This window comes from Mesorhizobium sp. M2A.F.Ca.ET.042.01.1.1, assembly GCF_003997405.1.
Classification (GTDB): domain Bacteria; phylum Pseudomonadota; class Alphaproteobacteria; order Rhizobiales; family Rhizobiaceae; genus Mesorhizobium.
Window position 1 is genome coordinate 1 of record NZ_RZRX01000204.1, and the last position, 11842, is coordinate 11842.

Annotated in this window: 13 protein-coding genes and 1 pseudogene; 5 read left to right on the forward strand and 9 right to left on the reverse strand. The window is 63.7% G+C overall.

The window, feature by feature from the left end; genetic code table 11:
* The first annotated feature begins 17 nt into the window (after positions 1-17).
* The gene (murI, locus tag EOA23_RS25300) at positions 18-791 is read left to right on the forward strand and encodes a glutamate racemase (protein ID WP_245474345.1); all 774 of its coding nucleotides are present in this window, start codon (positions 18-20) and stop codon (positions 789-791) included.
* 194 nt (positions 792-985) lie between these two features.
* Here murI and EOA23_RS25305 read toward each other — a convergent pair whose 3' ends face one another.
* Positions 986-1219: an antitoxin gene (locus EOA23_RS25305; protein ID WP_127306153.1), complete on the reverse strand. Its 234-nt coding sequence runs from the start codon at positions 1217-1219 to the stop codon at positions 986-988.
* A gap of 47 nt (positions 1220-1266) precedes the next feature.
* Complete coding sequence (locus tag EOA23_RS25310) at positions 1267-2658, reverse strand: RNB domain-containing ribonuclease (RefSeq protein ID WP_127306154.1); 1392 nt, start codon at positions 2656-2658, stop codon at positions 1267-1269.
* Between the two features lie 192 nt (positions 2659-2850).
* Here EOA23_RS25310 and EOA23_RS25315 point away from each other — a divergent pair, with 192 nt between their 5' ends.
* Positions 2851-3033, forward strand: a complete 183-nt coding sequence (locus tag EOA23_RS25315) for a DUF3008 family protein (protein WP_127306155.1) — start codon at positions 2851-2853, stop codon at positions 3031-3033.
* 68 nt (positions 3034-3101) lie between these two features.
* Here EOA23_RS25315 and EOA23_RS25320 read toward each other — a convergent pair whose 3' ends face one another.
* Positions 3102-3305: a hypothetical protein gene (locus tag EOA23_RS25320; protein WP_126060593.1), complete on the reverse strand. Its 204-nt coding sequence runs from the start codon at positions 3303-3305 to the stop codon at positions 3102-3104.
* Positions 3306-3668: 363 nt separating this feature from the next.
* Between EOA23_RS25320 and rpsD the strand changes: the two genes are divergently transcribed.
* The 3 genes from rpsD to EOA23_RS25335 all read left to right on the forward strand — a co-directional run bounded on the left by rpsD (position 3669) and on the right by EOA23_RS25335 (position 6107).
* Positions 3669-4286, forward strand: coding sequence for a 30S ribosomal protein S4 (rpsD, locus tag EOA23_RS25325; RefSeq protein ID WP_040981269.1), 618 nt, complete (start codon positions 3669-3671; stop codon positions 4284-4286).
* Between the two features lie 113 nt (positions 4287-4399).
* Positions 4400-5290 (forward strand): tRNA 2-thiocytidine(32) synthetase TtcA, encoded by an 891-nt coding sequence (ttcA, locus tag EOA23_RS25330; RefSeq protein WP_189341705.1) that lies wholly within the window; start codon positions 4400-4402, stop codon positions 5288-5290.
* On the forward strand, positions 5280-6107 hold the full coding sequence (locus EOA23_RS25335) for an inositol monophosphatase family protein (protein ID WP_126060595.1): 828 nt from the start codon (positions 5280-5282) through the stop codon (positions 6105-6107). The genes ttcA and EOA23_RS25335 overlap by 11 nt, the downstream gene beginning before the upstream one ends.
* A gap of 44 nt (positions 6108-6151) precedes the next feature.
* Here the strand turns inward: EOA23_RS25335 and EOA23_RS25340 are convergent, their stop codons facing one another.
* From EOA23_RS25340 to EOA23_RS25365, 6 genes and pseudogenes are all read right to left on the reverse strand, one after another.
* Positions 6152-7420, reverse strand: a complete 1269-nt coding sequence (locus EOA23_RS25340; protein ID WP_126060596.1) for a multidrug effflux MFS transporter — start codon at positions 7418-7420, stop codon at positions 6152-6154.
* Between the two features lie 155 nt (positions 7421-7575).
* Positions 7576-7911: a Grx4 family monothiol glutaredoxin gene (gene grxD, locus EOA23_RS25345; RefSeq protein ID WP_040981263.1), complete on the reverse strand. Its 336-nt coding sequence runs from the start codon at positions 7909-7911 to the stop codon at positions 7576-7578.
* A gap of 152 nt (positions 7912-8063) precedes the next feature.
* Positions 8064-8297 (reverse strand): BolA family transcriptional regulator, encoded by a 234-nt coding sequence (locus EOA23_RS25350; RefSeq protein ID WP_006206026.1) that lies wholly within the window; start codon positions 8295-8297, stop codon positions 8064-8066.
* A gap of 111 nt (positions 8298-8408) precedes the next feature.
* A complete protein-coding gene (locus EOA23_RS25355) occupies positions 8409-8957 on the reverse strand; it encodes a hypothetical protein (protein ID WP_245474344.1) in 549 nt (182 codons plus the stop codon).
* A gap of 71 nt (positions 8958-9028) precedes the next feature.
* Positions 9029-11260 carry a phosphoribosylformylglycinamidine synthase subunit PurL gene (gene purL, locus EOA23_RS25360; protein WP_127306157.1) on the reverse strand — a complete coding sequence of 744 codons (2232 nt, stop codon included), beginning with the start codon at positions 11258-11260 and terminating at the stop codon, positions 9029-9031.
* A gap of 146 nt (positions 11261-11406) precedes the next feature.
* A pseudogene (locus tag EOA23_RS25365) lies at positions 11407-11842 on the reverse strand (PLP-dependent aminotransferase family protein); the annotation flags it as partial.

The window sequence follows — 11842 nt, forward strand, 5'->3', positions numbered from 1 at the left end:
GATCAAGCCCGCGCCCGATCCTGATGTTCGATTCCGGCGTCGGCGGGCTGACCGTGCTGCGCGAGGCGCGCGTGCTGATGCCCGATCGCCGCTTCGTCTATGTCGCCGACGACGCGGCTTTTCCTTATGGCGCCTGGGAAGAGCCGGCTCTCAAGGAACACATCCTTACGCTGTTCGGCAAATTGCTCGACCGGCTGCAGCCGGCGATTTCGGTCATAGCCTGCAACACCGCGTCGACGCTGGTGATCGACGCGCTGCGCGACAAATTCCCCGGACATCCCTTTGTCGGCACCGTGCCGGCAATCAAGCCGGCGGCCGAGCGCACGCGATCCGGCCTCGTCTCCGTGCTGGCGACACCCGGCACGGTGAAACGCCAGTACACGCGCGACCTGATCAGCAAATGGGCGCAGAAATGCCATGTGCGCCTGGTCGGCAGCGACCGGCTGGCGGGGTTGGCCGAAATCTATATGCGCCAGGGCTTTGTCGATGAAGAAGCCGTGCGCGCCGAAATCGCGCCTTGTTTCATCGAGCGCGAGGGCAACCGCACCGATATCGTCGTGCTTGCCTGCACGCATTATCCATTTCTCGTCAACCGCATGCGCAAGACCGCGCCCTGGCCGGTCGACTGGATCGACCCGGCCGAAGCGATCGCCCGGCGCGCCATGTCGCTGCTCGAGCCGGTCGCAGAAATATCCAGCGACAGCGAGCCCGATCTTGCCGTCTTCACTTCCGGCAAGGTGGATTTCGCCACGCGACGCCTGATCCAGGGATTTGGACTGACCGCGCGCTAAGGCGTGTCGATATCCAGGTGAGGCCAGCCTGCAAATACCGGTTTCCTGCGCTTCCGGCCTTCGCCGGGCGAAGCACTGATGTGGCAATCAAGGCGAGGGCCGGCGCCATGTACTTCCTCGCATAAGCCACCAGCCGCCTTCCGCAGCGGCCTCCGCGCCGGAGCGCGCCTTGCCTCACTCATTAATGCGTTGGTTCACTCGCGGCCGCCTTCGGCCAGTTCTTCATCGAGGATTTCACCAATGCTCTTGGCGGATAGATTTCCAGCCAGCCCCTCGTTGATGCGCGTTCCCAGTAGGGCTTTCAGTTCCTGCCATGCCTGATCAGCATCCGTGTCGCCAGGGAACAGCCGCTCGAGCGCGTACTGCTTGATTGTCTTGCCCTGCAAGGCGGCCAGCGCCTTGAGACTTTGGTGCTGCTGGTCGGTCATATCAATTCCCTATATTCCACAAACCCACATTAGCACATATGTGGGGCTCAAGCCGGCGTGACAGTCTCGAAGACGATGCTGCGCTGATCCGGATCGGCCGAGACCAGCTTCAGCCTGAGATCGTCGCCCTGCCTGAGTCCGGAGGCTTTCACGTTGGCAACGACAGGCATGTCGGCAAGCTGCGCGCGCACGCCATGATCGACGAAGTCGGTGACGACGGCCCTGAACGTCTCACCCTCGTGCCCCTTGAGCATCACCGCCTCGGCAAGGTCGATGGCAGCGTGATTGATCTGCGAGGCTCTGGCATCGCCGCGCCCCATCACCTTCGGCAGCCTGGCGAAGGCGTCGCTGACCGCCTGCGGCACCGGCTGACCGTTGGCGATTGCCAGCGCGCAGCGCACGACGTAGCGGTCGGCCAGCCGCCGGAGTGGCGCAGTGGCATGCGCATAGGTCGCGGCCATCGCTTCATGCCAGGGGACGACGCCCTGCTGATAGGGCTGGTAGGACGCGCCGTTGCCCGCGCGGCGGATTTCCAGCATCAGCGCCGCCTGTTTTGGATCGGCCGGATCGAGCGTGCGCTGATAGTCGCGCAGGCTGGTGGAGGCCGGCCAGGACAGGCCGAGCGCCTGCGCCGCGCTGCGCACCCTCTGCACCTTGGAGGCATCCGGCCCCGACATCACCCGAAACAGCCCGGTCTTGTGCGCCAGCATGGCGTCGGCGATCGCCATATTGGCGGCCAGCGAAAGTGCTGCATTGTCCTGTTCGGTTTTCAGCAGCGGCCGGAACGAAAGGCGGAACGTGCCGTCGGCGAGCCTTTCCACCTCCTGCTCGGGCGGGTCGACGCGCGAAGCGCCGCGGCGCTCTTCGTTGACCGCCATGCGCCGCGCCAGATCGGCAAAGCCGGCTGGAACGTCGGAGGGTTGCACGCTGTCATAGGCGAGCTTGGCGCGGCTTTGGATGACGGCGCGCTCCGCGCCGTCCAGCTTCACCGCGCCGTCCCCGGCAACCCTGATCGTGAAGATGACCGCCGGGCGGGGTCCCTCGGGCAAAAGGCTCGCCGAGGCCTCGGCAAGCACCGGCGGATAGAGCCCGGCCTTGCCGTCCGGCAAATAAAGCGTCTCGCCCCGGTTCCAGGCTTCGAGATCAATCGCGTCGCCGTCCTCGACGAACCAGGCCACGTCGGCGATGGCATAATGCAAGAGGAGATCGCCGCCGCTGGCCTCGATCGAAAAGGCCTGATCAAGATCGGTGGAGCTCGCCGGATCGAGCGTGATGAAAGGCATTGCGGTGCGGTCGGCATGCTGGCTGGGCACACGCCTGGCCGCCGCTTCCGCCGCAGCCATCACCTCCGGCGGAAATCCATCCGGCACGTGGAACTCGGTGCGGATCTTCGCGAGGCCGGTGGAGAGTGCCTGTGAGGGATCGGTCAGCGATTTCATGCCGTTGTCCTACACCGGCGTCCCGGACGCGGGAAGTCGGCCAGCGAAGATCGGGCTTCCGGGGATTGCGCTGTTGGCGCCGGAACTGCCGCCGAAGCGCGGCGTTTCTACTCTATCTGATTGACGCAATTCCTGACGGAAAACCGTTTCACATTTTTCCTGGAATTGCTCTCCAGCAAAGGAGAAACCGCCATGCCCGCCACATCGCAAGCCCAGCAAAAGGCAGCCGGCGCAGCGCTTTCCGCCAAGCGCGGCGAGATCAAGAAAAGCGAGCTCAAGGGCGCGTCGCGCGAGATGTATGACTCGATGAGCGAGAAGCAGCTCGAGGAATTCGCCGAGACTAGGCGCAAGGGCCTGCCCAGCAAGAAGTCATAGATCGCGATCGGATGAAAAAGCCCGCGGTGTTGGCCGCGGGCTTCCGTCGAGGTCTTGCCGAAAGAAGGCTAGCGGCGCCACCAGCAGTATTTCGTCTTGTAGCGCACGACATGGCGGTGGCCGTGGCGCCAGACGACTCTTTTCTTCACCACCACGCGGCACACCTGCTTGTGGCCGTGCCAATGCCTGGCCATGGCCGGTTCTGGCGTCATGACCGCCATCGAACCGGCCAAGACGGCGGCTCCGGTCAGGGTAAGGAAGAATTTCTTCATGGGAATTCGCACTCCTCTGCTCCAGTCCCTTCATCATTTGCTGGGCGTTTGGATCCGAAGACGCCGCCCTATGCCGCCGGCGTGCAACTTTCCGCCACGGCCAACGCCGCATGCAACGCAGGGATGATATCGAGTTGCCGTCGGCGTCGCCAGCCGCAAGCTTGACAGCGGTTAAATCTGTGTTTAACAGGCCCCCCAACACCGGGTGGCGACGCCCAGTGGTTTGTTTTGACGTGTCCCGTGGGTTTGCCGTCGCTTTGCGTGGGAAACCCTGTCAGGTCTCGAAAACGGAGGCCAGAGGAGGGCGCGTTTCCTTCGCCCGGAGCCATGGGTTCCGGGTATATTGTTTTGAAAGGGAATGCGATGAGCAAGCGCGAATCCGCGAAATACAAGATCGACCGCCGTCTCGGCGAAAACATCTGGGGCCGCCCGAAGTCCCCGGTCAACAAGCGTGAATACGGCCCCGGCCAGCATGGCCAGCGCCGCAAGGGCAAGCTTTCCGACTTCGGCCTGCAGCTGCGCGCCAAGCAGAAGCTGAAGGGTCACTATGGCGACGTTTCGGAAAAGCAGTTCCGCAAGGTCTATGAAGAGGCCAACCGCCGCAAGGGCGACACCTCCGAGAACCTGATCGGCCTGCTTGAGTCGCGCCTCGACGCGATCGTCTATCGCGCCAAGTTCGTGCCGACCATCTTCGCCGCCCGTCAGTTCGTCAACCACGGCCATGTCAACGTCAACGGCAAGCGCACCAACATCGGTTCGTATCGCTGCAAGCCGGGCGACGTCATCGAGGTGCGGGAGAAGTCGAAGCAGCTCGTGATCGTGCTGGAGTCGGTCGCTCTCGCCGAGCGCGACGTGCCGGACTATATCGAAGCCGACCACAACAAGATGACCGCGACCTTCGCGCGCGTTCCCGGCCTGTCGGACGTTCCGTTCGCCGTGCAGATGGAACCGAACCTGGTCGTCGAATTCTACTCGCGCTGATCGAACTCAATCAGCCGCAACATCCAAGGCCGCCCTCGAGGCGGCCTTTTCTTTGTTCGCTATGTCCGGTAAGCCGTGCGCCAACAGGACCCGTGGGCACCAGCGCCATGAATATGCTGCCAGATGTAAAATCCCTAGAGCCGATCGACGATGATGCCGAGGGCGGCTTCCATCCGCTGTTTCGCGACGTGCCGTCCTCGGTCGAGTTCAACAAGCTGCGCAAGCGGTTGTTGAGGCTGACGCGCCAGGCAATCGAGGATTTCGCCATGGTGAAGCCCGGCGAACGCTGGCTGGTGGCGCTTTCGGGCGGCAAGGATTCCTACGGCCTGCTGGCGCTTTTGCTCGACCTCAAATGGCGCGGGTTGCTGCCTGTCGATCTGCTCGCCTGCAATCTCGACCAGGGGCAGCCGAATTTCCCAAAACACATCCTGCCCGATTATCTCAACGCCAATGGCATCGCCCACCGCATCGAATACCAGGACACCTATTCGGTGGTGACCGACAAACTGCCGGAGGGCAGCACCTATTGCTCGCTCTGTTCGCGGCTGCGGCGCGGCCATCTCTATCGCATCGCGCGCGAAGAGAGGTGTTCGGCGCTGGTGCTTGGCCATCACCGCGAGGACATCCTCGAAACCTTCTTCATGAACCTGTTCCATGGCGGGCGCCTCGCCGCCATGCCGCCCAAGCTTCTCAATGACGAGGGCGACGTCATGGTGCTGCGGCCGCTCGCCTATAGCGCCGAGGCCGATCTCGAGAAATTCGCCAACGCGATGAAATTCCCGATCATTCCCTGCGATCTCTGCGGTAGCCAGGAAGGGCTGCAGCGCAACGCCATGAAGGCCATGCTCGACGACATCGAGAAGCGCATGCCAGGCCGCAAGGACACGATGATCCGCGCCATGACCAATGTCAGGCCCTCGCACCTGCTCGACCGAAAACTGTTCGATTTCGCCGCGCTCGACGCGCGCCTCACCACAGGGCAAGACATTTCCGATGACATTTGACGACCGCGCGATCGACTGGCTGGCCGAACTTCTCGCGGAGGCCGCCAGGGCGGAAATTATGCCGCGCTTCCGCAAGCTGGGCGAGGGCGACGTGCGCCAGAAGACGTCCGCTGCCGACCTCGTCACCGAGGCGGACGTCAACGCCGAGAGGCTGATCACCGGCCGGCTGCGCGAGCGCTATCCAGACGCTATGGTGGTTGGCGAGGAGGCCTGCTCCGACAATCCGGCGCTGCTGTCGGGCCTTGGCGATGCCGCGCTTGCCTTCGTCATCGATCCGGTCGACGGCACTTTCAACTTCGCCTCCGGCGTGCCGCTGTTCGGCGTCATGGCCGGCGTCGTCGTCAATGGCGAGACCGTCGCCGGCATCATCCACGATCCGGTCGGCAAGGATTGGCTGATCGGCGCCAAGGGCGCGGGCAGCCATATCCGCCACGCGCATGGCGCGCTGGAGAAGGTCCGCGTCGCGGCGCCGGTGCCGATGTCGCAGATGACCGGCGCCGTTTCCTGGCAGTTCCTCGAAGAGCCTGAGCGCTCGCGGCTCGCCCGCAACCAGACCAAGACGCTGTCGCAATTCGCCTATCGCTGCGCCGCGCATGAATACCGGCTGCTTGCGAGCGGTCACGCCCATTTCGTGCTCTACAACAAGCTGATGCCCTGGGATCATCTGGCGGGCGCGCTGATCCATCAGGAAGCCGGCGGCCATGTCGCGCGCGTTGACGGCAGCGCCTACCTGCCGTCGCATGTCGACGGCGGCCTGCTGGTCGCGCCGGACAAGCAAAGCTGGGACGAGTTGCGCCGCGAGCTCTGGGCCGAATAGGAACAAACCGCGCCCCGGCCGGCAACCGCTGGCCAGACGACAACCTAATGCAGATCGGTGACGTGCCCCGAAACAGGGGGATTGTGCGGCTGGAACATCCTGCCCCGCTCGGCGATCAGGATCATCAGCAAGGCCGCGACCGAAACGCTGCAGAAGCCTGCGGCCAGGGGCGTGACCGTGCCGTTATAGGCCTGGCCGATCGCCGCGCCGATCAGGGCGCCGAGAAAAGTCTGCATGAAGCCAAGGATGGATGCCGCCGTGCCGGCGAGCTCGCCGAGCGGCTCCATAGCGAGAGCGTTGAAATTCGCGCCCAGTCCGCCGAACGGCAGCATCGCGCCGGCAAAGAAGGTGATGAAGAGCCAGAGCGGCATCTGCATCTCCAACGAAACGACCAGCCAGGCAAGACTGATGCACAGGAAGATGAGCAGCGCGCCTTGCGACAGACGGCGCATTCCGATCTGTCCGACGAGCCGCGAATTCAGATAATTGGAGAAGGCAAGCACGGCGGCAACACCGGCAAAAATCAGCGGGAACAATTCGCCGACATGGAAGATGTCGATGTAGATCTGCTGCGCCGAGCTGATGAAGCCGAACATGGCGGCGAAGATGAAGGTGCTGGCGAAGGCATAGCAAAGCGTGAGCCGGTTGGTGAGCACGATGCGGAAGCCGCCGACGACCGAGCTTACCGTGAGCGGCCGGCGATATTCCGCATGCAGCGTCTCCGGCAGGCGCAGCAGAGCCCAGGTCGAAACGATCAGCGCGCCGATGGCCATGGTCACGAAAATCCAGTGCCAGGTGGCGAACAGCATGACGAACTGGCCGATGCTTGGAGCGATGACGGGGATGGCCATGAACACCATGAAGATCAGCGACATCACTTCGGCCATTAGCCGGCCTTCGAACGTGTCGCGCACGATCGAGACGGCGATGACGCGGGTCGCAGCCGCGCCGATGCCCTGGATGAGACGCCAGGTCAGCAGCAAGGCGAAACTGGGCGCTATGGCGGCGGCAGCCGCAGCCACGACATAGACCACCAAGCCAAAGACCAGCGGCGCGCGGCGTCCAAAGCGATCCGAAATGGGCCCGAACAAAAGCTGTCCGCCGCCAAAGCCGAGCATATAGGCGGTGATGACATATTGGCGGTGGTTCTCGCTCTCGACGCCAAGCGAGGCGCCGATCTGCTGCAGCGCCGGTAGCATGATGTCGATGGCCAGGGAGTTGAGCGCCATCAGCGCTGCGCAAAGCGCAATGAATTCCCAGCGCGGAATGGGCAAGCTGCTTGCCCGTTGCGACGCTTCTACCTGCTTGTCCACGGCAAAGTCCGATCTTTCAACGAACAAGCGCCGGCTGGCCGGCGCGCTGGTTCGTCTCATCCCCGCGATCCGGGTTCATGATTGCCGAGGTGGGGGCAGCCCCGGGCGATGCTTGCCGGCCGAAGAGTTAGCCTCCGCCGGCGAGCAAGATTGAATCAGGCCGCGCCTTTGACGCTGACGCCCTTTTCGACCAGGAAGTCCTGCAACTCGCCGGCCTGGAACATTTCCCGCACGATGTCGCAACCGCCGACGAATTCGCCCTTCACATAGAGCTGCGGGATGGTCGGCCAGTTGGAATAGTCCTTGATGCCCTGGCGCAGTTCGGCCGAGTCGAGCACGTTCACGCCTTTGTAGTCGGCCCCGATGTAATCGAGGATCTGCACCACCTGGCCGGAAAAGCCGCATTGCGGGAAGCCCGGGGTGCCCTTCATGAAGAGCACGACGTCGTTGCTCTTCACTTCATTGTCGATGTAGTCGCTGATGCCGGTCATGGACAATCCTTTCATGCCTGTGGGAGTCAGGCTCGAAGCATGTCCTTCAAATAAACCCATAGGGTGGCTGAAACAAGACGTTAGCCGTGACGCTACTTGAATGGCGCAAGGGATAACGCGATTTTGTGCCAAGCCTGAGAGGGTGACAGCGTTCAGTCCGGGACGCTGGTCTGCAGCGCCAGCGCGTGCAGCACTCCGCCCATATTGCCCTTCAGCGCGTCATAGACCATCTGGTGCTGCTGGACCCGGCTCTTGCCCCGGAAGCTTTCGGCAACGACCTCCGCCGCGTAATGGTCGCCGTCGCCGGCGAGATCACGGATCGTCACCTTGGCGTCCGGAATGCCTTCCTTGATCAGTTTTTCGATGTCGTGGGCATCCATTGCCATGGCAAAATCCTGTCTCGTGCGGCGGGCAGCTAGGCGGCACCGGTATGATCTGACTCGCGAGCCTAAAACCTTTCCGGCCCGGATTGAAGCCGTTCCGTCCGCGACCGCGGCCTAAGAATTGCCCTGCTTCGAATGGACCACGCCGTCTTCGGTGATGTCATCGCGGGTCGAGAAGGCCCGGCCAAGGCTGAAGGTGAGTATATAAAGCGGGATGTTGATCAGCAGGCCGACGATCGGGAGATAGCTCGTCATTCGCCAGGCGGACGAGAAGAAGGGTTGGCCATAGCCGTCGCAGACCAGGGACGAGCCATAGTCCCAAGTCGCTCCGGTGATCGCGGCAACGATGAAGAGCTTGATGCAGGTCGCGATATTCCGTGTTCGCGCCGGCTCTGGCGCGAGCCTGTCCCACAGCACCAGGCAGACGATCGGAACCGCGTAGATCAGGGTCTGCAAGACGAGCATTGGCAGCGCACCGTTGGCCGCCGCCAGGAACTCGTCGCGGGTTTCCAGCCGTGCGCACACCTCGCTCGAGGTGGTCGACAGCAACAAGAAAACGAACGGGCCGAGGAACCAGAAGAAGAACAGCGAAGGCCAGAAGACAACTGCGATCAGCGCGTTCGCAGTTAAATCATGTCGCATAAAAAAGGATTGATGCGACATGATTTAAGTCTCTTGTCGTAAGCATGTCTTTTCCCGAAACCGCTGCACACTTTCGGAAGACATGCTTCTGGTCAACTGGCCTGGTCCATGAAGCGCGGGAACCAGCCTTCATGGGCGGCCTTCAGCTCGCTCACCGGGACCGGCCGTGCGTCACCCAGTTTCAAGTCACGCCCGCCGGTGGTGCCGATCCAGGGCGCGAAGATGCCGAGCTTGCTCTGCTCCTCGCGGATACTGTCCCATTCGCCGCTTTGCGGATCGAGCGACAGCGTCAGCAGGTAGCGGCCCTGGTCCTCGCCGAACCAGACCGGGATCGGATCGGTGCCGGTCAGCCCCGGAATGGCAGCGCCAATGCCCGAAGCCATCGCCATTTCCGCGAGCGCTACCGCTAGGCCGCCGTCCGAGACGTCGTGCGCGGCGGTGACGATGCCGGAAGCGATCAGCGCGCGCACATGGTCGCCGACGCGCTTTTCATGCGCCAGGTCGACGGGTGGCGGCGGGCCGTCGGCGCGGCCGTGGATGTCGCGCATATAGATCGACTGGCCGAGATGGCTGCCCCAGCTCGGCGGCGCGCCGACCAGCACGATCATCTGGCCCTCGGCGGCAAAGGCGATGCGCGCCATCTTCGACCAGTCGGCGATCAGCCCGACGCCGCCGATGGTCGGCGTCGGCAGGATGCCGCGGCCATTGGTTTCGTTGTAAAGCGAGACATTGCCGGAGACGATCGGGAAGCCCAGCGCGCGGCAGGCATCGCCGATACCTTTTACTGCGCCGACGAACTGGCCCATGATCTCGGGGCGCTCCGGATTGCCGAAATTGAGATTGTCGGTGGCGGCGAGAGGCAACGCGCCGGTGGCGGTCAGGTTGCGCCAGCATTCGGCGACCGCCTGCTTGCCGCCTTCGTAAGGATCGGCCTCGCAATAGCGCGGCGTGACGTCGGAGGAGAAGGCGAGCGCCTTGGTCGGGTGGCCTTCGACGCGCACCACGCCGGCATCGCCGCCGGGAAGCTGCAGCGAATTGCCCTGGATCAGCGTGTCGTACTGCTCCCACACCCAGCGGCGCGAGGAGAGGTCCGGTCCGCCGAGCATTTTCAGCAGCGCGTCGGCGACATCCGCCTTCGGCGCATCGCTCGCGGCCAGCGGCGCCGGCTTCTTCGCCTCGACCCAGGGGCGGTCATATTCCGGCGCCTGGTCGCCCAGTTCCTTGATCGGAAGGTTGGCGACTTCATCGCCCTGGTGGATGACACGGAAGCGCAGATCGTTGGTTGTCTTGCCGACGATAGCAAAGTCGAGACCCCATTTGCGGAAGATCGCCTCGGCTTCCTCTTCCTTCTCGGGGCGCAGCACCATCAGCATGCGCTCCTGGCTTTCCGACAGCATCATCTCATAGGCGCTCATGCGCTCCTCGCGCACCGGCACCTTGTCGAGATCGAGCTCGATGCCGAGGTCGCCCTTGGCGCCCATTTCGACCGCCGAGCAGGTGAGGCCGGCCGCGCCCATGTCCTGGATGGCGATGACGGCGCCCGACGCCATCAACTCGAGGCAGGCTTCCAGCAGGCATTTTTCGGTGAAGGGGTCGCCGACCTGCACGGTTGGGCGCTTCTCCTCGATCTTGTCGTCGAACTCGGCCGAGGCCATGCTGGCGCCGCCGACGCCGTCGCGCCCGGTCTTGGCGCCGAGATAGACCACTGGCAGGCCGACGCCCTTGGCCTGCGACAGGAAGATGGCGTTGGTCTTAGCCAGCCCCGCCGCGAAGGCGTTGACCAGGATGTTGCCGTTGTAGCGGGCGTCGAAATTGACCTCGCCGCCAACCGTCGGCACGCCGAAGGAATTGCCGTAGCCGCCGACGCCCGAAACCACACCGGCGACGAGATGCCGGGTCTTGGGATGATCCGGCGCGCCGAAGCGCAGCGCGTTCATCGCCGCAACCGGCCGCGCGCCCATGGTGAAGACGTCGCGCAGGATGCCGCCGACGCCGGTCGCGGCGCCCTGATAGGGTTCGATGTAGGAGGGGTGGTTGTGGCTCTCCATCTTGAAGACGACGCAGTCGCCGTCGCCGATGTCGACCACGCCGGCATTCTCGCCAGGGCCTTGGATGACCTGCGGACCGCTGGTCGGCAGCGTGCGCAGCCATTTCTTCGAGGACTTGTAGGAGCAGTGCTCGTTCCACATCGCCGAGAAGATGCCGAGTTCGGTGAAGCTTGGCTCGCGACCGACCAGGTCGAGGATACGCTGGTACTCGTCGGGCTTCAGCCCGTGCGCGGCGACGAGCTCAGGGGTGATCGGCACGGAATTGGAAATGGTCATGAGCGGCGATTTTTGTCCGTGGGAGAGGGGAGTTTTCGAGTCCTCCTCTTATCGCAAGCTTTTCGCGCGATACACCCCATCGGATGACGAAAATGCCGGAAACTGCCCTTGCCGGCGCGGTGGGCGCCCCGGGCCCGTGGGCTCTATCAGGAAAAACTGTCGTAGCCGGCGCGGCCTTCGTCGAGGAGGCGGCGGATGACGGCGACGCCACCGGCGACATCCTGGCTTTGCCGCGGTTGCGAGACGCCGAAGCGCACGCCGTGAAAGACCTGCTCGGAGCGGCCGGCCTTGAACTCGTCCTCGTCGTCGATGAGCACGCCTTGCGCCAGGCAGGCGTTCTTGAAGGTGCCGGACAGCCACGGATCGGGCAAGGTCAGCCAGACGAAGGGGACGTTGTCCCGCGCCTTGAAGTCGAAGCCCGCCAGCACGTCGCGCACGATGGTGAGGCGCGTCTGGATTTCGGCAATGCAGCGCTTGCGGATCTCGCTTGCCTGGCCCGACGTCACCAGCCTCGTGCCGACCTCGGCCAGCAGGAAAGGCAGGCCGCCGGTCATCATCTTGTGGGCGACACGGATGCGGTGG